The organism is Streptomyces olivochromogenes (assembly GCF_001514115.1).
GTDB classification, from domain to species: Bacteria; Actinomycetota; Actinomycetes; order Streptomycetales; family Streptomycetaceae; genus Streptomyces; species Streptomyces olivochromogenes.
Genome location: NZ_KQ948452.1, coordinates 681,191 through 701,306 on the forward strand (window position 1 = coordinate 681,191; position 20,116 = coordinate 701,306).

The 20,116-nt window shown below is 70.7% G+C and carries 18 protein-coding genes; 11 read left to right on the forward strand and 7 right to left on the reverse strand.

Annotated features, from left to right (window positions below; translation table 11 throughout):
- Window positions 1-92: 92 nt before the first annotated feature.
- The 6 genes from AQJ27_RS08945 to AQJ27_RS08970 all read right to left on the reverse strand — a co-directional run bounded on the left by AQJ27_RS08945 (window position 93) and on the right by AQJ27_RS08970 (window position 6,285).
- Window positions 93-1,082 (reverse strand): zinc-dependent alcohol dehydrogenase family protein, encoded by a 990-nt coding sequence (locus AQJ27_RS08945; RefSeq protein WP_067364314.1) that lies wholly within the window; start codon window positions 1,080-1,082, stop codon window positions 93-95.
- Complete coding sequence (locus AQJ27_RS08950; RefSeq protein WP_067364318.1) at window positions 1,079-1,930, reverse strand: carbohydrate ABC transporter permease; 852 nt, start codon at window positions 1,928-1,930, stop codon at window positions 1,079-1,081. Before AQJ27_RS08950 ends, AQJ27_RS08945 begins: the two co-directional genes overlap by 4 nt.
- Entirely contained in the window at window positions 1,927-2,865 is a 939-nt protein-coding gene (locus AQJ27_RS08955) for a carbohydrate ABC transporter permease (protein ID WP_067364321.1), read from the reverse strand. Before AQJ27_RS08955 ends, AQJ27_RS08950 begins: the two co-directional genes overlap by 4 nt.
- Complete coding sequence (locus AQJ27_RS08960; RefSeq protein WP_067364325.1) at window positions 2,862-4,229, reverse strand: ABC transporter substrate-binding protein; 1,368 nt, start codon at window positions 4,227-4,229, stop codon at window positions 2,862-2,864. The genes AQJ27_RS08955 and AQJ27_RS08960 overlap by 4 nt, the downstream gene beginning before the upstream one ends.
- A gap of 78 nt (window positions 4,230-4,307) precedes the next feature.
- The gene (locus AQJ27_RS08965) at window positions 4,308-5,069 is read right to left on the reverse strand and encodes a DeoR/GlpR family DNA-binding transcription regulator (protein WP_060902183.1); all 762 of its coding nucleotides are present in this window, start codon (window positions 5,067-5,069) and stop codon (window positions 4,308-4,310) included.
- 391 nt (window positions 5,070-5,460) lie between these two features.
- On the reverse strand, window positions 5,461-6,285 hold the full coding sequence (locus AQJ27_RS08970; protein WP_067364332.1) for an NAD-dependent epimerase/dehydratase family protein: 825 nt from the start codon (window positions 6,283-6,285) through the stop codon (window positions 5,461-5,463).
- 253 nt (window positions 6,286-6,538) lie between these two features.
- On the opposite strand from AQJ27_RS08970, the gene AQJ27_RS08975 reads away from it, so the two are divergent.
- Together AQJ27_RS08975 and AQJ27_RS08980 are read left to right on the forward strand one after the other, a co-directional pair.
- Window positions 6,539-7,537 carry a 5-dehydro-4-deoxyglucarate dehydratase gene (locus AQJ27_RS08975; RefSeq protein WP_067364849.1) on the forward strand — a complete coding sequence of 333 codons (999 nt, stop codon included), beginning with the start codon at window positions 6,539-6,541 and terminating at the stop codon, window positions 7,535-7,537.
- Window positions 7,534-8,706 carry a hypothetical protein gene (locus AQJ27_RS08980; RefSeq protein ID WP_067364334.1) on the forward strand — a complete coding sequence of 391 codons (1,173 nt, stop codon included), beginning with the start codon at window positions 7,534-7,536 and terminating at the stop codon, window positions 8,704-8,706. Before AQJ27_RS08975 ends, AQJ27_RS08980 begins: the two co-directional genes overlap by 4 nt.
- A 17-nt stretch (window positions 8,707-8,723) precedes the next feature.
- On the opposite strand, the gene AQJ27_RS08985 is transcribed toward AQJ27_RS08980, so the two are convergent.
- Window positions 8,724-9,914, reverse strand: coding sequence for an MFS transporter (locus AQJ27_RS08985; RefSeq protein WP_067364335.1), 1,191 nt, complete (start codon window positions 9,912-9,914; stop codon window positions 8,724-8,726).
- Between the two features lie 187 nt (window positions 9,915-10,101).
- On the opposite strand from AQJ27_RS08985, the gene AQJ27_RS08990 reads away from it, so the two are divergent.
- The 9 genes from AQJ27_RS08990 to AQJ27_RS09030 all read left to right on the forward strand — a co-directional run bounded on the left by AQJ27_RS08990 (window position 10,102) and on the right by AQJ27_RS09030 (window position 20,082).
- Window positions 10,102-10,701, forward strand: coding sequence for a TIGR03086 family metal-binding protein (locus tag AQJ27_RS08990; protein ID WP_067364339.1), 600 nt, complete (start codon window positions 10,102-10,104; stop codon window positions 10,699-10,701).
- A 289-nt stretch (window positions 10,702-10,990) separates the two neighbouring features.
- Window positions 10,991-11,647: a GntR family transcriptional regulator gene (locus AQJ27_RS08995; RefSeq protein ID WP_067364342.1), complete on the forward strand. Its 657-nt coding sequence runs from the start codon at window positions 10,991-10,993 to the stop codon at window positions 11,645-11,647.
- A complete protein-coding gene (locus tag AQJ27_RS09000; protein ID WP_067364344.1) occupies window positions 11,644-12,552 on the forward strand; it encodes a dihydrodipicolinate synthase family protein in 909 nt (302 codons plus the stop codon). The genes AQJ27_RS08995 and AQJ27_RS09000 overlap by 4 nt, the downstream gene beginning before the upstream one ends.
- Window positions 12,549-14,300 (forward strand): L-arabinonate dehydratase, encoded by a 1,752-nt coding sequence (araD, locus tag AQJ27_RS09005; RefSeq protein WP_067364347.1) that lies wholly within the window; start codon window positions 12,549-12,551, stop codon window positions 14,298-14,300. The genes AQJ27_RS09000 and araD overlap by 4 nt, the downstream gene beginning before the upstream one ends.
- A 182-nt stretch (window positions 14,301-14,482) precedes the next feature.
- Window positions 14,483-15,418 (forward strand): carbohydrate ABC transporter permease, encoded by a 936-nt coding sequence (locus AQJ27_RS09010; protein ID WP_067364350.1) that lies wholly within the window; start codon window positions 14,483-14,485, stop codon window positions 15,416-15,418.
- Window positions 15,415-16,317, forward strand: a complete 903-nt coding sequence (locus tag AQJ27_RS09015) for a carbohydrate ABC transporter permease (RefSeq protein ID WP_067364353.1) — start codon at window positions 15,415-15,417, stop codon at window positions 16,315-16,317. Before AQJ27_RS09010 ends, AQJ27_RS09015 begins: the two co-directional genes overlap by 4 nt.
- Entirely contained in the window at window positions 16,314-17,624 is a 1,311-nt protein-coding gene (locus AQJ27_RS09020) for a Gfo/Idh/MocA family protein (protein ID WP_079064869.1), read from the forward strand. Before AQJ27_RS09015 ends, AQJ27_RS09020 begins: the two co-directional genes overlap by 4 nt.
- Complete coding sequence (locus AQJ27_RS09025; protein WP_067364356.1) at window positions 17,621-18,475, forward strand: DUF6807 domain-containing protein; 855 nt, start codon at window positions 17,621-17,623, stop codon at window positions 18,473-18,475. Before AQJ27_RS09020 ends, AQJ27_RS09025 begins: the two co-directional genes overlap by 4 nt.
- Window positions 18,475-20,082, forward strand: a complete 1,608-nt coding sequence (locus AQJ27_RS09030) for a glycoside hydrolase family 43 protein (protein WP_067364359.1) — start codon at window positions 18,475-18,477, stop codon at window positions 20,080-20,082. The genes AQJ27_RS09025 and AQJ27_RS09030 overlap by 1 nt, the downstream gene beginning before the upstream one ends.
- The last annotated feature ends 34 nt before the right edge of the window (window positions 20,083-20,116 follow it).

Sequence of the window (20,116 nt, forward strand, 5' to 3'; positions counted from 1 at the left end):
CTCGTGAACGAGCGAGACCATTTTGCCGTTCCCTTACCTAGCGGCCAATTGGCCCAGCCCGGTAATCCCCGGCTCGGAACCCCTCCCGCGGACTACGGAACCACCACGATCTTCCTGCCCACCCCGGCCGCGAACTGCTCCAGCGCCTGCGGATAGCGCTCCAGCTCGATCCGGTCGCTGATGAAGATCTCCGGGTCGAGCACGCCGTTCGCGAACAGCTCCGCCGCCCGCTCGAAGCTGTGCAGCACCGCCATCGAACCGGTGATGGTGATCTCCTGGTTGTAGATGCGGTACGGGTCGATCGTCACGCGGGTGGCGTAGTCGGCGACCCCGAACTGGAGGAACGTGCCCGCCTTGGCCACCCGGTCCAGGCCGTCCTGGATGGCCGCCGCGTTGCCGGTCGCGTCGACGACGACGTCCCAGCCCTGCGGCCGGTCCAGCTCGTCCGCGTTGGCCGCCGACCCCGAGACACCGAGCGTGCGAGCCGTCTCCAGCCGGGCCTCGTTCAGGTCCACCACGTCCACGCTCGCCGCGCCGGTCCGCTTGGCCAGTTCCAGCATCATCAGGCCCATCGTCCCGGAGCCGTAGATCAGGACATGGGCGCCGAGCCGGGACTGCAGGACGTCGTAGCCGCGTACCGCGCAGGACAGCGGCTCCACCAACGCCGCGTCCTGGGTGCGTACGTGCTCGGGCAGCTTCACGCAGTTCGCCACCGGGGCCACCGCGTACTGCGCGGCCCCGCCCGCCGTCGTCACGCCGATCGCGGCCCAGCGTTCGCAGAGGTTGTTGTGGCCGGTACGGCAGTACCGGCACTCGTAGCAGTACAGGGAGGGGTCGACGGCCACCTGGTCGCCGATCGAGATCTCCGTGACCTGGGCGCCGACCCCGACCACCTCGCCCGCGAACTCGTGCCCGGGCACGATCGGCAGCTTCGGCGCGAACTCGCCCTGGAGGATGTGCAGGTCCGTGCCGCACAGGCCGCAGGCGGCGACCTCGACGACGACCTCGCGGGGGCCCGGCGTCGGGTCCGGGACCTCGGTGACGACGGCGCGGCCCACGGACTCGATGACGGCGGCCTTCATTTGACGGCTCCCAAGGACAGGCCCTGGACCAGTTTGTCCTGGGCGGCGAACCCCGCGGCGAGCACCGGCAGGGAGATGACGAGCGACGCGGCGCACACCTTGGCCAGGAACAGACCCTGGCTCGTGATGAAGCCGGTCAGGAAGACGGGGGCCGTCTCGGCGACCACACCGGTCAGCACGCGAGCGAACAGCAGTTCGTTCCAGCTGAAGATGAAGCAGATCAGGGCCGTGGCCGCGATGCCGGGGAGGGCTATGGGGGCGACGACTCGGGCCAGGATCGTCGGCAGTTTCGCGCCGTCGATCTGGGCCGCCTCGATCACCGCCACCGGTACCTCGGCGAGGAACGACTGCATCATCCACACCGCGATCGGCAGGTTCATGGAGGTGTAGAGGATGACCAGGAGCCAGATGTTGTCCAGCATTCCGGTGTTCTTGGCGAAGAGGTAGATCGGGAGGAGGCCCGCCACCACCGGCAGCATCTTGGTGGAGAGGAAGAAGAACAGGACGTCCGTCCACTTCTTCACCGGGCGGATGGAGAGTGCGTACGCCGCCGGGAAGGCCAGCAGGAGGACGCAGAGGGTGGAGACCACCGAGGCCACCGTCGAGTTGAGCAGCGCGGGCCAGGGGCTCGCGCCGCCGCCCGTGCCGAAGAAGTCCCGGTAGCCGTCGAGGGTGAGGGCGGCGCCGAAGGACGGCGGGTTGGTCGCCGCGTCCGACTCCGAGTGGAACGACGTCAGGGCCATCCACGCGATGGGCAGGAAGAACAGCACACCGAGCAGCCAGGCCAGCAGGCCCAGGCCCGTTCCCCGGGCACGCCGGGGTCGTACGCGGATCGTGGTGGCGCTCATGCGCGGGACACCTCCTCGCGGAACAGGGACGAGACCACGCGCAGCGCGAAGGTCGCGATGATGATCGAACCGATGACGACCAGGACGCCCGCGGCGGAGGCGAGGCCGTTCTCGTGAGCCTGGTAGAAGCTCTGGTAGACGGTGTACGGGAGGTTCGCCGTCCCCAGGCCGCCGGACGTGAGGGTGAAGACCGCGTCGAAGTTCTGGACGATGTAGATCGAGCCCAGCAGGGCGCCCAGTTCGAGGTAGCGGCGCAGGTGGGGGAGGGTGAGGTGGCGGAAGACCTGCCAGTCGCTCGCGCCGTCCACCCGGGCGGCCTCGACCTGCTGGTGGTCGCGGCTCTGCAGGCCGGCCAGGAGGATCAGCATCATGAACGGCGTCCACTGCCAGACCAGGGAGGCCTCGACCGCCAAGAGCGGGGTGTTCGAGATCCAGTCGGGCTGGGGGCCGCCGACGTAGTGCAGCAGTCCGTTGAGCAGCCCGTACTCCGGGTTGTAGAGCACGTGCTTCCAGAGCAGGGCCGCGGCCACCGGGACCACCAGGAAGGGGGCGATGAGGAGGGTTCTGACGATGCCCCGGCCGCGGAACTTGCGGTCCAGGAGCAGGGCCAGACCCAGGCCGATGACCAGGCTGGCGACGACCACGGCCGCCGTCAGGAGGATCGTCGTCCAGACGGAGTGGCGCAGGTCGGGGTCGGTCAGGACGTCCGAGTAGTTGGAGAGGCCGGTGAAGTGGCGGGCCTTGGGGTAGAGCGCGTTCCAGTCGAAGAAGGAGATCACCAGCGTGGCCACGAAGGGGAGCTGGGTCACGGCGACCATGAAGATCAGGGCGGGGAGCAGCGGGGCACGGGTGGCCCAGGCGCGCAGCCGGTCGGACGGCTTTCCCAGGGTGCGTACGGGAGTGGCGGCCACGGGGGCCGTTGTCGTGGCGGTCATCGTCCCTCGTACTCCTTGGAGATCTTCTCGGCGAGTTTCTGGGACTTCTTCAGGGCCGAGTCGACGGACTGGCGTCCGGCGATGGCCGCGCTGATCTCCTGCGAGACCTTGGTGCCGAGGTCGGTGAACTCGGGGATGCCGACGAACTGGATGCCGGGCGCGGGGCGCGGCTGCACCCCCGGGTCACGCGGCCGGGCGCCCTCGATGGCCTCGCGGGTCATCTCCTGGAAGGCGGCGGCCTCCTTGGTGTACGCGGCGTTCGTGTACGTGGAGGCGCGCTTGCCGGCCGGCACGTTGGACCAGCCGATCGTGTCCCCGACCAGCTGCTCGTACTGCTTGCTGGAGGCCCAGGAGATGAACTTCCAGGCCTTGTCGGAGTTGTGGGAGGCCTTCTGCAGGCCCCAGGCCCAGGTGTAGAGCCAGCCGGAGGACTTGGTCTTCTCGACGGGCGCGGGTACATAGCCGATCTTGCCCTTGACCGGGGAGTCGGACGCCTCCAGGGAGCCCGCCGCGGAGGTGGCGTCGTACCACATGGCCGTCTTGCCCTGGGTCATGTTGTTGAGGCACTCGGCGAAGCCGGACTGGGCGGCGCCGGACTCGCCGTGCTTGCGGACGAGGTCCACGTAGAACTTCGTCGCCTTCTCGAACTCGGGGGAGTCGAGACGGGCCTTCCAGTCCTTGTCGAACCAGGTGCCGCCGAAGGTGTTCACGACGGTGGTGAGGGGCGCCATGAGCTCGCCCCAGCCGGGCAGGCCGCGCAGACAGATGCCCTTCATGCCGGACTGGGCGCCGTCGGCCTCCGCGGCCAGCTGTCCCACCTGCTCCCAGGTGGGGTGGTCGGGCATCGTCAGGCCCTTCTGGGCGAAGACGTCCTTGCGGTACATCAGGAAGGACGACTCGCCGTAGAACGGCTGCCCGTAGAGCTTGCCGTCGGCCGCCGTCAGGGACTGCCGCATGGGGGCGAGGATGTCCTGCTCGTCGTAGCCGCTGTCCTGGCGCACGTAGGAGTCCATGTCGTGCAGCCAGCCGTTGCGGGCGTAGATCGGAATCTCGTAGTTGGAGAGCGTGGCGACGTCGTACTGACCGGCCTGGTTGGCGAAGTCCTGGCTGATCTTGTCGCGGACGTCGTTCTCCGGCAGCACGGTGAAGTTCACCTTGATGCCGCTCTCCTTGGTGAAGTGCGCCTTGGTGAGCTTCTGCAGCTCCACCATCTGCGGGTTGTTGACCATCAGGACGTTGATGGAGTCGCCGCCCGACCCCGACCCGCCCGCTCCGACCCAACAGCCGGAGAGCAGCGGGGCGAGCAGCGTCCCTGCGGCGACCGCGGCGAGTGCGCGCGGCCTCCGTCGGCTCTGGGTTCGCATGGATCGCTCCTGGACGTATAGGGAGATAAAGGGCGTTCTCGAGTGTGACTATGCCCTTGTAGTGAGTGAGTTGGGTTTTCAGACTCGGATGACCTGGGGGCCTTGCAAGGAGTACCGGTGTGCCTCCGACGTCGGAAGCAGCGTGCTCGTGACGATCGCTTCCAGGGCGGTGATCTCCGCGAAGCGACAGAAGCTGACCGCCCCGAACTTGGTGTGCACGCCCGCGAAGACCGTGCGCCGGGAGGCCCTGATCGCCTGGGCCTTGACCTCGCTGACCGCCGGGTCGGGGGTGGTGAGGCCGTGTTCGCGGGAGATGCCGTTGGCGCCGATGTACGCCAGGTCGATGACGAAACCGGCGAGCATCTTCGTCGTCCAGTGGTCCACGGTCGCGAGCGTGCCGGGGCGGACCCGGCCGCCGAGCAGCAGGACGCTGGTGTGGTCGGCCTCGGCGAGCGCGCCCGCCGTGGCCAGGGAGGCGGTGACCACGGTCAGTGGCCGGTCCTTGGGAAGTGCCTCGGCGATGAGCTGCGGGGTGAACCCCTCGTCGATGAACACGGTCTCGGCGTCCCCGAGCAGCTCGGCCGCGGCGCTCGCGATCCGGCGCTTCTCGGGTACGTGGCTGGTGGCGCGGAAGGCGAGCGTCGTCTCGAACCCGGCGCTCTCCACGGGGTAGGCGCCGCCGTGGGTGCGGCGGACCAGGCCGTGGTCCTCCAGGGCGCGCAGGTCGCGCCGTACGGTCTCCTTGGCGACGCCCAGTTCGGCGGCGAGCGCGGTGACGTCGACCGCGCCGGTACGGCGGGCGGCCCTGACGATCTCCCGCTGACGTTCTTCCGCGGTCATGGCCGACACCTGCTCCCTGCGTCCTGTGCGTACTGCCCGTTCGGGCCCGGTGTGGGCCTTGGGGGAAGTTCTACAGCGGGTGCGCGGCACTGACCAGGCCTGTTGCGTGACCGATGGTGCCCGGCTGTGACCGTTTGGCGGGGCGGGCGCCCGTGCCGGACCTGGGACGCAGCGGTGGGCGGGGTGGGATCGGGCAGGGTTCGTGCCCGAACATGGCGGCGGGCGGGCCCGTTCGGTGCCCGCCCGCCCTCTCGCGCCCTCGCCGCACGGTCGTCTTCCGGCCGTCCGGTCGTCGCCACGGCCGCCGTCCGGTCGTCACTACGGCCGCCCGGTCATCCGGTCGTCAGTACGGCCGCCCGGTCATCCGGTCGTCAGTCCGGTCGTCCGGTCGTCAGTACGGCCAGATCGGCGGATGCGTCGTGAAGTGGCCGCCCAGGTGGGCGTGGTCCGGGTTGGCCGGGTCGAGCTCGCCCTGTTCGGCGATGAGCTTCTCGGCGTACGGCTCGGAGTCGTCCCGGGGCTCGTAGCCCAGCGCCCGGGCCGTCGAGAGGTCCCACCACAGCCGGGTGTTGGCGGAGGAGCCGTAGACGACCGTGTGCCGTACGTCCTCGGCGGTGAGCGCCGCGTGGAAGAGACGGGCGCCGTCCTCGGGGCTCATCCAGACGGAGAGCATGCGCACGCTGGTGGGCTCCGCGAAGCAGGAGCCGATGCGGACCGAGACGGTCTCCAGGCCGTACTTGTCCCAGTAGAACTGCGCCAGGTCCTCGCCGAAGGACTTGGAGAGCCCGTAGAAGGTGTCCGGGCGGTGCGGGGTGTCGATCGGGATCAGGGCGCCGTCGTCGAAGGGGGCCTCGCCCCGGGGGCGCGGGGTGAAGCCGACGGCGTGGTTGGAGGAGGCGAAGACGATGCGTCGTACGCCCTCTTCGCGCGCCGCCTCGTACAGGTTGTACGTCCCCTCGATGTTCGCCTTGAGGATCTTGTCGAAGGAAGCTTCCAGGGAGATGCCCGCGAGGTGGACGATCGCGTCGACGCCCCGCACGGCCTCGCGCAGGGCGGCCTTGTCCGCGAGGTCCGCGGTGAGCGCGTCCGGCTCGCCCTCGACGGGCAGCAGGTCGAGGAGACGCAGCTCGTAGCCGTAGTCCGGCAGCAGCCCGCGCATCAGGGTGCCGAGTCCGCCGGCGGCGCCGGTGAGCAGAACGGTGCGGGGAGCGGGCATGCGGGTGTCTCCTCACGGCCACGTGAGTGGCCGTATTCGTGTACGGCATTCACATCCATGGACACGCTAAGGAGCCCCGACCTGCTGCGTCAAGTGTCGCGCGGAGGTGGCGAATCCGCTGCCGTGTCGCGGGTTTGCGCGCTTGACCGGCCCCAAGGTCGCGCTTTAGCGTGGTGGCGTTCAGAAATATGGACATGGATCAGAAACATGCACTCGCTGTTGTGTGCGTGAGTACCTGCCCCAGGGAGAGTCCGTGACGTCAGCCCCCCTTGCCGCTCGGCTCAGCGTCCCCAGCGGGCCGCTGTTCTTCCCCGTCACGGCGTACGGCCCCGACGGTGCCCTCGATCTCGACACCTACCGCGCGCACGTGCGGCGCGGCGTCGAGGCGGGTGCCGCCGCCGTCTTCGCCTGCTGCGGCACCGGGGAGTTCCACGCGCTCACGCCCGAGGAGTTCCAGGACTGCGTGCGCGCGGCCGTGGAGGAGGTTGCCGGGCGGGTTCCGGTCGTCGCGGGCGCCGGGTACGGGACCGCGCTCGCCGTACGGTTCGCCCGCCTCGCCGAGGAGGCCGGGGCCGACGGACTGCTCGCGATGCCGCCGTATCTGGTGGTGGCGGGGCAGGAGGGGCTCCTGCGGCACTACCGGGAACTCGCCGCCGCCACCTCGCTGGACATCGTGGTCTACCAGCGCGACAACGCCGTGTTCACGCCCGAGACCGTGGTCGAACTCGCCCGCACCGAAGGGATCATCGGCTTCAAGGACGGGGTGGGCGACCTCGACCTGATGCAGCGGATCGTGAGCGCCGTGCGCAGCGAGGTCCCCGGCGACTTCCTGTACTTCAACGGGCTGCCGACCGCCGAGCTGACGGGGCTCGCCTACCGGGGCATCGGCATCACGCTGTACTCGTCGGCGGTCTTCTGCTTCGCACCCGAGATCGCCCTGGCGTTCCACGCGGCGCTGAACGCGGGCGACGACGAGACGGCGAACCGGCTGCTGGACGGCTTCTACCGCCCCTTCGTCGACCTGCGGGCCCAGGGCCGCGGCTACGCGGTCTCCCTGGTCAAGGCGGGGGTACGGCTGCGGGGGCTGGACGTGGGCGAGGTACGGCCGCCGCTGCACGAGCCGACCGAGGACCATGTGAAGCAGCTCGCGCAGCTGATCGAGCGGGGGTATGCGCTGCTGGAGCCGCTCGAGGGGCCTGAGGGAGCGTTTGAGCGGCCTGAGGGAGCGGGACGGCAGGGGGAGGGCGAGTGAAGGCGTCCGCTTTCGTCTATCCGTGGGACGTCGTCGGGGATCCGGAGGCGGCCGAGCGGATCGCCGGGCTCGGGGTGCGGCAGGCGACGCTCGCCTCCGCGTACCACTCCACGCGCGCGCTGACCCCTCGCCACCCCCGGCACCGGATCGTGACGGCAGCGCACGCCGCCGTCCTGTACCGCGTCGACGACGCACGGTGGGAGGGGCGCGCGCTGCGGCCGTACGCCGCCGGGGAGTGGGCGCCCGGGGACGCGTACGGGGAGGCGGCCTGCGCGCTCGCGGAGGCCGGCCTTGACGTCCACACATGGGTGGTCCTCGCGCACAACTCCCGGATGGGTGCCGAGCATCCGTCCACCTCCGTCGTCAACGCCTACGGGGACCGGTATGCGTGGGCGCCGTGCATCGCGCAGGCCGACACCAGGGCGTACCTCGTCGACCTCGCGGTGGAGGCGGCGGTGCGGCCCGGGGCGCTGGGTACGGAGCTGGAGTCGCTCGGCTGGTACGGCCTCGCGCATCTGCACGCCCACGACAAGATCGGCGGGGTGGGACTCGGGGACGCCGGCCAGTATCTGATGTCGCTCTGCTTCTGCGCGGCCTGCCGGGCGGGGTACGGGGGACACGGGCTCGACGCGGACGACCTGGCGTCGACCGTCCGTGAGGCGCTGGAGCCGGTGTGGCGCGGTGACGTGCCGTCGGAGGGCGGCTGGCCGGTGGTGGAGAAGCTGCTCGGGGGTGAGGCGGCGGCCGCCACGCGCGTGTGGCGTGAGGGCGTGGCCCGTTCGCTCCAGGAGACGGTGGTCGCGGCGGTGCGGGCGGCCGCGCCGGCCGGTTTCCAGGTGTTGCTGCACGCCGATCCCGTGTCGTACCACTGCGGGGCGAACGCCGGGGTCGATCCCGGGCACGTTCTGTCCGTGGCGGACGGGGTGGTGGTGCCGTGCACGGGTGGGGTGGGCCCGCTGACGCCGTTCGCGGAACAGGGGCGGGACGCGGCCGTACTGGCCGCCAACTTCACGGTCGTGTCGGGGATGGGCGGCAGTCCGGGCACCTTGGCGGACGACGCGGCGCGGGCGGCTTCGGCGGGCGCGACCGAACTGCGGCTGTATCACGCGGGCTTGGCTTCGGACGGGGATCTGGATGCCGTGCGGGCGGTGTTGACGGGGCCGGCCTGAGCCCAGGCCTCGGGGCCCTATGAGCCTCGGGTCGTCCGGCGTGCGAGGAGTGGGGGCAGGGTCAGGAGGCGGGTCAGCCCGAGGGCCAGGAGCAGGGGCCGGTAGTCGACCAGTTCGATCAGGCCCGCGCCGACGGCCAGCCCGAGCGCGTTCGGGGCGTACATCAGGGTGTTCGCGGTGGCGGAGGTGCGGCCGAGGAGCGGGGCCGGAGTCTCGCGCTGGACGGCGGTGTACGCGGCGATCAGGACGCAGGGGAGGCCGAAGCCGATCGCCGCGCCGCAGACCAGGGCCACCGCGTCGGACGGGACCGCGCGGAGCGCGACCGCGACCGCCGTGAGGACGATGCCGTACGCGGCGAAGCGGCGCTCGCCCAGTCGGCGCAGCAGGGGACCCGAGACCAGGCCGATCAGTACCGAGCCGACGCCCTGGGCGACGTAGAGGAGGCCGACGTACGCGGGGGAGTGGCCAAGACCCTCGGCGACGGCGTAGACCGTGGCGCCGTTGAGGCCCGCGAAGAGCATGGTCGTGGCCGCGGCCAGGATCAGCGGCCGGAGTTCCGGGTGATGCCGGAGGTGGCGGATGCCCGCGGCGGTCCGGGCCCGCCAGGCCGAGGGATCCGGGACGGGCGGGGTCTCGCGGACCCGCAGCAGCGCGTACAGCCCGGCCGCGAGGGCGAACGTCACGGCGTCCAGGACGGCCACCCTCGCGCCGCCGTACGCCGCGTACAGGCCCGCCCCGGTCAGCGGAGCCAGGAGCTTCATGCCCTCGGCCGCCGTCATGCGCAGGCCGTTGAAGTCGCCGAGGAGGTGTCTGTCGACGGCCGTGGCCACGAGCGCCGACTCCGCCGCGTCATGGACGACGCCCGCCGCCCCGTAGATCAAAAGCACCGTGAAGAGGATCCACAGGCGGCCCCGGGTGGTCACGGCGAACAGCGTCGGCAGGAGCGCGGCCAGGGCCAGGTTCACGGCGATCAGGAGCGGCCGGCGGCGGGTGCGGTCCGCGAGCACGCCGAGGACGGGGCCGACGAGCGTCGGGGCCCAGAGGGCGAACACACACAGCGCCGCCAGACCGTTCGAGCCCGTCAGGTCCTTGACCCAGATGCCCGACACCAGCCACATCGCCGACGAGCCGAAGCCCGAGACCACCACTCCGGCCAGGTACAACCCCGCGTTGCGGTCGCCCAGAACACGCGTCACCGTCCATGTCATGGCAGGTGATCGTGGTGCTAAGGAGGGCGGTCGAGGATCGGGCACCCGACCTATCTCCTCGGCCGGGGAGCGATGAGTTCCGGGCGTGGTTCCGGTCTGTCCTAAGGAGCGAAGTCACAGACGAGCCGAAGAGCTCAAGGGCCGAAGAGGCCAAGAGCTCAAGGGCTGAAGAGCTGGGGAGCAGTGGATGACGGACGACCGGACTTTCGACACCTTCGACCTCGGGCCGCAGGCCCTGATCGTGGCGCGCCTCGCGGCGGAGATGACGCAGGAGCAGCTCGACCGGGCCACGCCCTGTCCCGGGCTCGCAGTGCACCACATGCTCGGGCATCTGGGCGGACTGGCCGTCGCCTTCCGCGACGCCGGGCGCAAGGACCTGGGCGTCACGACCGACACCAACCCCGCTTCCGTGGTGCCGGACATCGGGCCCGACTGGCGCGAGACCCTGCCGAAGGCGCTCGACGAACTCGCCGAGGCGTGGCGCGACCCGGCCGCCTGGACCGGTGAGACCCGTGCGGGCGGGGTGACGCTGCCGGGCGCGGTCGCCGGGGCCGTGGCCGCCGACGAACTGGTCGTGCACGGCTGGGACCTGGCCCGGGCCAGCGGCCAGGAGTACGAGCCCGACGAGGTCGCGCTGCGGGCGGCGTACGGCTTCCTCGCCGCCGCGGCCGAGAACTCCGGTCCGGGCGAGGGCGTGTTCGGCCCCGTGGTGCCGGTGCCCGACGACGCGCCCCTCCTCGACCGCGTGATCGGCCTCAGCGGCCGCGACCCCGGCTGGAAGCCGTAGCCCGGCCGAGTTGCAGAAGCATACGGACGTCGGAAGGGCTGTGTGTGATCTGATCGGGCGCGACGTAGAGGTTTTCGGCCCACGTGCCGAGTGTTCACGGGGCGCAGCATCGCGAAGGCGAACACCGTGCAGGGACCGTCCGGCGGCCCGGACCTCCTTGGTCACTGCAACTTCTTTTGTCTGAAGCGTTGACGAAACACGGCTGCGCTCCTACCTTCAACGCGTCGTACTTCGTACGTCATATATGAGACGCGATACACGAGATCAGATACAGATCCGAGAGGCGCGCATGACCTCTGTGCCCATTCCGATCCCGTCCCGCACGCAATTCGTGCTGGAGGGGATCAAACACCGCATCCTCACCGGGCAGTTGACCCCGGGACAGGCCCTGGTCGAGACCGAGCTCGCCGCGCAGTTCGGGGTGTCGAAGACGCCCGTGCGCGAGGCGCTCAAGACCCTGGCCGGTACCGGACTCGTCGTGATGAACCAGTACAAGGGCGTCACGGTGCGCATGGTGGACGCGGACATGGCGCGCGAGGTGTACGACGTGCGGCTGCTGCTGGAGCCGGAGGCGCTGCGGCGGACCGTACGGCGCCAGGCGTCGCTCGACGCCGCACGTGACGCGCTGACCCGCGCCGACGACGCCTCCGACACCGCCGAACGCTCACTCTCCAACCGGGAGTTCCACCGCGCCCTGTACGTCTCCTGCGGGAACCCGCTGCTCGGCCGGATGCTCGACGAAGTGCGTGACCAGGCCGCTCTCGTGTCGGCGGTCGCCTGGGCCGCCGACCCGTCCTGGGAGCGCGAGGCCGGCGAGCACCGGGAGATCCTGTGCCTCGCCCTGGACGGTGACGCCGACGGCGCGGCCCGCGCGCTGCACGCCCACATCGAGTCGTTCGTGCGACGGGCCTTCCCCGAGACCCAGGAAGAGGTTGGACAGGAATGACAGCGACGTACGAGACCCAGCGGGCGGCGCTCGCCGAGGTCGTGGCGATCCCCGTGACCCCCTTCACGGAGGACGGGACGATCGACGGCGACACCCACCGGGCCCTGCTGCGTCGGCTGCTCGACGGCGGCATCCGCACCCTCACGCCGAACGGCAACACCGGTGAGTTCTACGCCCTGACCCCCGAGGAGCGGAACCTCGTCACCGAGTTGACGATCGACGAGGCCGGCGACCGCGCCGCCGTCCTGGTCGGCGTCGGACACGACATGCCGACCGCCGTCGCCTCCGCCCGGCACGCCCGGGAGCTCGGGGCGCAGATGGTGATGGTCCATCAGCCCGTGCACCCCTACGTCTCGGAGGGCGGCTGGGTCGACTACCACCGGGCCATCGCCGAGGCCGTGCCGGAGCTGGGCGTCGTGCCCTACATCCGCAACCCGGTGCTGCCCGGCGCCCGGCTCGCCGACCTCGCCGACATCTGCCCGAACGTGATCGGTGTGAAGTACGCCGTCCCGGACGCGGCCCGCTTCGCCGCCTTCGCCCGGGACGCGGGGCTCGACCGGTTCGTGTGGGTCGCGGGCCTCGCCGAACCGTACGCCCCGTCCTACTTCTCGGCCGGTGCCACGGGCTTCACCTCGGGCCTCGTGAACGTCGCCCCGGCCGTCTCCCTGAACATGATCGAAGCCCTTCGAGCCGGTGACTACCCGGCCGCCATGAAGGTCTGGGAGCAGATCCGCCGCTTCGAGGAGCTGCGCGCGGCGAACACCTCCGCCAACAACGTCACCGTGGTCAAGGAGGCCCTCGCCTCGCTCGGCCTGTGCCGCCGCGAGGTCCGCCCGCCGAGCAGGGAACTGCCCGAGTCCGAGCGCGCGGAAGTCGCCGGCATCGCCGCGGGGTGGTCCATATGAGCCAGGGAAGAAGAGAGCCGAAGCGCCCCGAGGAGCTCCGGAGCCATCAGTGGTACGGCAGCGGCGTCTCGTCGGGTCTGCGCTCCTTCAGCCACCGGGCCCGCACCCGCCAGCTCGGCTACCTTCCCGAGGAGCACCTCGGCAAGCCGGTCATCGCGATCCTGAACACCTGGTCCGACATCAACCCCTGTCACGTCCATCTGCGCGACCGCGCGCAGGCCGTGAAGCGGGGAGTGTGGCAGGCCGGGGGCTTCCCGCTCGAGTTCCCGGTCTCCACCCTCAGCGAGACCTTCCAGAAGCCGACCCCGATGCTCTACCGCAACCTGCTGGCGATGGAGACCGAGGAACTGCTGCGCTCGTATCCCGTCGACGGCGCGGTGCTGATGGGCGGCTGCGACAAGTCCACGCCCGCCCTGCTCATGGGCGCCGCGTCCGTCGACCTGCCGGCCGTCTTCGTGCCCGCCGGGCCCATGCTGCCCGGTCACTGGCGGGGTGAGGTCCTCGGTTCCGGCACCGACATGTGGAAGTACTGGGACGACAAGCGCGCCGGACTCATCGGCGACTGCGAGATGACCGAGCTGGAGAGCGGGCTCGCACGGTCCCCGGGACACTGCATGACCATGGGTACGGCGTCCACACTGACGGCCGCCGCCGAGGCGCTCGGGGTGACCGTGCCCGGTGCGTCCAGCATCCCCGCCGTCGACTCCGGGCACGACCGGATGGCGGCCGCGGCGGGCCTCAGGATCGTCGAACTCGTCCGCCAGGACCGCAAGCTGTCCGACATCCTCACCGCGGACGCGTTCGAGGACGCCGTGACGACCGTCCTCGGGCTCGGCGGCTCCACCAACGCCGTGATCCATCTGATCGCCATGGCGGGCCGGGCGGGCGTCACCCTCACGCTCGACGACTTCGACCGGATCGCGCGGACCGTGCCGGTGCTCGCGAACGTCCGGCCCGGCGGCCAGAAGTACCTCATGGAGGACTTCCACTTCGCCGGCGGTCTGCCCGGGTTCCTGTCGCGGATCACCGATCTGCTGCACCTGGACCGGCCGACGGTGTCGTACGACAGCCTGCGCGAGCAGCTGGCCGGCGCCCAGGTGCACGACGACGACGTCATCCGCACCCGGCACAACCCGGTCGCGGCCGAGGGCGGAGTCGCCGTACTGCGCGGCAACCTCTGCCCCGACGGCGCCGTCATCAAGCACATCGCCGCCGAGCCGCAGCTGCTCAAGCACACCGGTCCCGCGGTCGTCTTCGACGACTACAGGACCATGCAGCGGACCATCAACGACCCGTCGCTCGGCATCACGGCCGACAGCGTGCTGGTGCTGCGGGGCTCCGGGCCCAAGGGCGGTCCCGGTATGCCGGAGTACGGCATGCTGCCCATCCCCGACCATCTGCTGAAGCAGGGTGTACGGGACATGCTGCGGATCTCCGACGCCCGGATGAGCGGCACGAGTTACGGCGCCTGTGTGCTGCACGTGGCGCCCGAGTCGCACATCGGCGGACCGCTCGCCCTGGTGCGCACCGGGGACACGATCACCCTCGACGTCGAGGCGCGGTCGCTCCAGCTCAACGTGGACGACGAGGAGTTGGAGCGGCGCAGGGCGCAGTGGACGGCGCCGCCCGAACGGTACGAGCGCGGGTACGGGGCGCTCTACAACGAGCAGATCACCCAGGCGGACACCGGCTGCGACTTCGCGTTCCTGGCCCGGCCGGGGAAGGTGCCGGACCCGTACGCGGGCTGAGCGTGCCCGCGAGGGCCACTCTCCCCCGAGCACCAACGACCGACATCCGGACAGCATCTGATCGACCATCTGATCGGCATCTCGAACGGTGGACGGCAAGCGCTTCACCCATGTGTACGTAGCAAGCGCTTCCTGCCAGTACGGCAAGCGTTCCACGGCACCCGCCAGAACGGAGAACAGTCATGGCCCAAGCCGCAGTCGTGGCGAAACAGCCCGCGCCACCCCGGCGGCGCCGTGGCTCGGCGACGCCCCGCAGGCTCCCCTATCTGCTGATCGCCCCGGCGGGTCTGCTGATGCTGGGCTTCATCGCCTACCCGGTCATCAGCGTCTTCTACTACAGCCTGCAGAACTACAACCCCACCAAACCGTGGCGCAACGGCTTCGCGGGCTTCGACAACTTCACCCACGCCTTCACCAGCGACCCCCAGTTCTGGGACACGCTGACCTTCAGCGCCAAGTGGGTCTTCGTCGAGGTCGGCCTGCAACTGCTCTTCGGGCTCGCGCTCGCGCTGATCGTCAACCAGACCTTCGTGGGACGGGCCGTCGGCCGTGCGCTGGTCTTCTCGCCCTGGGCCGTCTCCGGTGTGCTGACCTCCGCGATCTGGGTGCTGCTCTACAACTCCCAGACCGGCATCACCCGTTACCTGGCCGACGCGGGCATCGGCCAGTACGGCACCAGCTGGCTGTCGGACACCTCCACCGTCTTCCCGGCGGCCGTGGTCGCCGACCTGTGGCGCGGTGTTCCCTTCTTCGCGATCCTGATCCTCGCCGACCTCCAGTCCGTCTCCAAGGACCTGTACGAGGCCGCCGAGGTCGACGGCGCCAGCCGCTTCAAGCAGTTCCTGCACATCACGCTGCCGCACCTGAAGGACGCCATCATCCTGTCCACGCTGCTGCGCGCGGTGTGGGAGTTCAACAACGTCGACCTGCTCTACACGCTGACGGGCGGTGGTCCCGCGGGCGAGACGACGACCCTCCCGCTCTACATCGCCAACACCAGCGTCGACGCCCACAACTTCGGCTACGCGTCCGCCCTCACCACGGTCGCGTTCGTGATTCTGCTGTTCTGTTCGGTCGTCTATCTGCGACTGAGCAAGTTCGGAGGCGGGGACAAGTGATCACCAAGGACGCCACGATCAGCGCCCCCGCGGCGCCCGCCCCGCCCGCCGAGGAGCCCCGGCAGCGCCCGGGAAACAAGCGCCGCGCCTGGGACGAGGTCCCGCGCTGGCACATCTACCTCCCGCTCTCCCTCTACCTCCTCTTCACCCTGATCCCCTTCTACTGGATCCTGCTCTTCGCGCTCCGCCCGGCCGGCTCGACCTCGCTCGTGCCGTGGCCCATGACCTTCGACCACTTCGACAAGGTGTGGAACGACCGCAGCTTCGGGACGTACTTCCAGAACAGCGTGCTCATCGCCGTCGCCACGCTGGTGATGACGACCCTCGTCGCCCTCGCCGGCGGCTACGCCCTGGCCCGCTTCGACTTCAGGATCAAGCGCGGCTTCATGCTGGCGCTGCTCTGCTCCCAGTTCGTGCCGGGCGCGCTGCTCCTGGTCCCGCTCTTCCAGATCTTCGCCAAGCTCCAGATGATCAACTCGCTGGGCAGCGTCATCATCGCCGAGACGGTCTTCCAGCTGCCGCTGTCGATGATCCTCATCAGCGGGTTCATCAGGAACGTCCCGTACTCGCTCGAAGAGGCCGCCTGGGTCGACGGCTGCGACCGCTTCACCGCCTTCCGGATCGTCGTCCTGCCCCTGCTGCGGCCCGGGCTGATCGCCGTCGGCTCCTTCGCCTTCGTACACGCCTGGAACCACTTCCTGTTCGCCCTGATGTTCCTCAGCGACCAGAGCAAGCAGACCATCCCCGTCGGGCTCAACACGCTGATGAGCTCCGACAGCGTCGACCTGGGCGCGCTCGCCGCGGGCGGCATCATCGCGGCCGTCCCCGTCGTCATCGTCTTCGCCTTCATCCAGAAGTGGCTGATCACCGGGTTCAGCGCAGGGGCGGTGAAGGGATGAGCACGCCCGCCGAGGAATTCCCGTCGCGCACGCCCGCCGAGTTGCGCACGCCCGCCGGGGAACTGCCGCTGCCCGTCGTTCTCGCGGGTGCGCGCGGCCACGGCCGTTGGCACCTGGAGAACATCCGCCGGCTCCAGGACAAGGGACTCGTACGGCTGGTGGGCGTCTGCGAGCTGACCCCGCTCGACGCGGAGGAACTGAACGGGCAGACCGTCGAGCAGTCGCCCGACTTCGGCGCCCTCCTCGACTCCACCGGCGCCGCGATCGCCGTGATCTGCACGCCCATCCCCACCCACACCGACCTGGCGCTGATCGCCGCGGACAAGGGCGTACACCTGCTCCTGGAGAAGCCGCCCGCGCCGTCGTACGCGGAGTTCCGCCGGATGGCCGACGGCGTCGCCGCGGCCGGGGTCGTCTGCCAGATCGGCTTCCAGTCGCTCGGCTCGCACGCCGTGCCCGCGATCCGGAAGCTGATCGCGCAGGGTGTGATCGGCCAGGTGGCCGGCGTCGGCGGGGCGGGCGCCTGGGCACGCGACGAGGCGTACTACCGGCGGGCACCGTGGGCGGGCAGGCGCCGGCTGAACGGCGTGGACGTGATCGACGGGGCGCTCACCAACCCCCTCGCGCACGCCGTCGCCACCGCCCTCGCGCTCCACGGGTCCACCCGCGCCGAGGACGTCACCGCGATCGAGACCGAGCTGCTGCACGCCAACGACATCGAGTCGGACGACACGTCCTGCGTACGGATCACCACCCCGCGGGGCCGGGTCACCGTCGCCGCCACGCTCTGTGCCGAGCGGCCCGGCGAACCGTACGTCCTGGTGCACGGCGGCAGCGGCCGGATCACCTTCTGGTACAAGCAGGACCGCGTGCTGGTGCAGCGGTCGGGGCACGGCCCCGAGGAGATCGAGTACGGCCGCACGGACCTGCTGGAGAACCTGGTCGCGCATCTGACGGAGGGCGCCGAACTGCTGGTCGTGCCGGAGGCGACGGGTGCCTTCATGAAGGTGGTGGAAGCGATCCGGCAGGCGCCGGACCCGCTCGCGCTGCCCGCCGACGCCTGGGAGCTGCTCCCCGAGGAGAACCGCAGGGTCGTGCCCGGCATCGACGGACTCGTCGCGGCCGCCGCCGACACCCTCGCCCTTTACTCCGAGCTCGGCGCTCCCTGGGCCCGGCCGCACCAGGCCCCGAACGACGTTCGAAGCGACGTCCCGAACAAGTCCGCGAACAAGTCCGCGAACAAGTCCGCGAACCAGGCCGTGAACGAGGCCGCGAACAAGGTGGGAAGCGAGGTGAGCACCCCATGAACCACGCGCAGAGCACCGACTCGCTCGTCCTGCGGGTCGCGGGCCGCCCGGTCGGCCGATACGTCACCCGGCCCGAACTCGCGCCCCGCTTCTCGCCGCGCCCCTACCTCCACCCGGTCACCACCCTGGCCGGCACGGCTGTCACCGAGCTCAGCCCCGTCGACCACACCCACCACCTCGGCGTCGGTGTCGCCGTTCCCGACGTCGAGGGGCACAACTTCTGGGGCGGCCGCACCTACGTACGCGACCAGGGACCCACCGAGCTGGCCAACCACGGCGCCCAGCGGCACGCCGGATTCCAGCTGCGCGACCCCGACGGCTTCGTGGAGGAGCTGCGCTGGGTGGCCGCGGGCGGCGAGCTGCTGCGCGAGCGCCGCACGGTCGCCGTCACCGAACTCACGGACTCCGCCTGGGCGTTGGACTTCACCTTCTCCCTCACCAACACGACCACGCACTCCCTCTCGATCGGCAGCCCGGCCACCAACGGGCGGCCCGGAGCGGCCTACGGCGGCTTCTTCTGGCGGGCCCGCAAGGAAGCGCAGGCGCCGCGCGTCTTCACCGCCGACACCGAGGGCGAGGAGGCGGTCCACGGGGCCCCCGCCGACTGGCTCGCCCTCGTGGGTGCGGGCTGGACCCTCGTCTTCGCCGGGGCCACCGGCACGACCCGCCGCGACCCGTGGTTCGTGCGCACCGCCGAGTACCCGGGCGTCGGCTCCTCCCTCGCGCACACCGAACGGCTGCCGATCCCGCCCGCGGAGACGGTCGTTCGCCGACTCGTCACCGTCGTCGCGGACGGCACCCTCGGCAGAAGCGAGGCCGCGGCGCTGGTACGGAAGGCGGTGAGCCCCTGATGGCGCTGACCTCCGCCGACCTCGGCGACGGCACCTACCGCAACCCCGTCCTCGACGCCGACTGGTCCGACCCCGACCTCCTGTGCGTGGGCGACGACTTCTACCTCACCGCCTCCAGCTTCGGTCGCGTGCCCGGCCTGCCGCTCCTGCACTCCCGCGACCTGGTCAACTGGACGCTCGTCGGACACGCCCTCCAACTCCTCGAGCCCGCCAGGGATTTCAGGAAGCCCAGGCACGACTGCGGGGTGTGGGCGCCGTCCCTGCGGCACCACGACGACCGCTTCTGGATCTTCTGGGGCGACCCCGACCACGGCATCTTCCAGGTCAACGCCCCGGAGATCCGCGGTCCCTGGACCCGGCCGCACCTGGTCAAGGAGGGCAAGGGACTCATCGACGCCTGCCCGCTGTGGGACGAGGAGACCGGCGAGGCGTATCTCGTGCACGCCTGGGCCAAGTCCCGCGCGGGCGTGAAGAACCGGCTCACCGGCCACCGTATGCGCCCCGACGGCACCGGACTGCTCGACGAGGGCAAGGTGATCATCGACGCGGACCGGATCCCGGGCTGGTTCACCCTCGAAGGGCCCAAGGCCTACCGGCACGACGGCTGGTTCTGGATCTTCGCACCCGCTGGAGGAGTGGAGACCGGCTGGCAGGGCGCCTTCCGCTCGCGCGGCTTCTTCGGCCCGTACGAGGAGCGGGTGGTGCTGGAACAGGGGGACACCGAGGTCAACGGCCCCCACCAGGGCGGCTGGGTGCGCACGAGGGCCGGCGAGGACTGGTTCGCGCACTTCCAGCAGCGCGGACCCTACGGGCGGGTCGTCCACCTCCAGCCGATGCGCTGGGGCGATGGGGGTACCTCCCGCTCATGGGGGTCCCCCCGCTCGAGCGAAGCCGAGAGTGGGGGAGAAGCCGAGAGTGGGGAAGGCTGGCCGGTGATCGGTGACGAGGGTGTCCCCGTCGCCGTACACCGGAAGCCGCGACTGCCGCCGCAACCGCCCTCCGTACCCGCCACCGACGACGACTTCCCCGGCGGCCGCTTCGGACGGCAGTGGCAGTGGACCGCGAACCCCCATGACGGCTGGGCCACCCAGCACTCGGGGGACGGGCTGCGGCTGAGCTGCGTACGGACGGTGGACGCGCACGACCTGCGCAGACTGCCGAACGTCCTCACCCAGCGGTTACCCGGCACCCCCGCCACCGTCGAGGTGGAGCTGCGCCTCGACAGCGAGGAGCCGGGGGCGCGGGCGGGGCTCGCGGTGCTCGGGGACGCCTTCAGCTGGATCGGGCTCCAGCGGGAGGCGGACGGGTCGGTGCGGCTCGTGCACCGGTTCGCCGAGTCGGTCGCCGAGCACGAACGCGACGCCGCACATCCGCGAGAGGCGCCCGAGGGGCGGGCCCGGCTGTGGATCGAGAGCGGGGCGGGGGCGCGCTGCCGGTTCTCCTACGACGTCGGGGGCGGCCGGCAGCCCTCCGGCCAGGTCTTCGCCGCCACCCCCTGGCGCTGGGTCGGCGCCCTGCTCGGACTTTTCGCACTCGCGCCCGTCGGCGGGGGACACGCCGGCGCGGCCTCGTTCACGCAGTTCCGCATCACCAGTTCCTTCCGCTGACAAGACCCCACAACCCCGTTGGATCCAGAAGAAG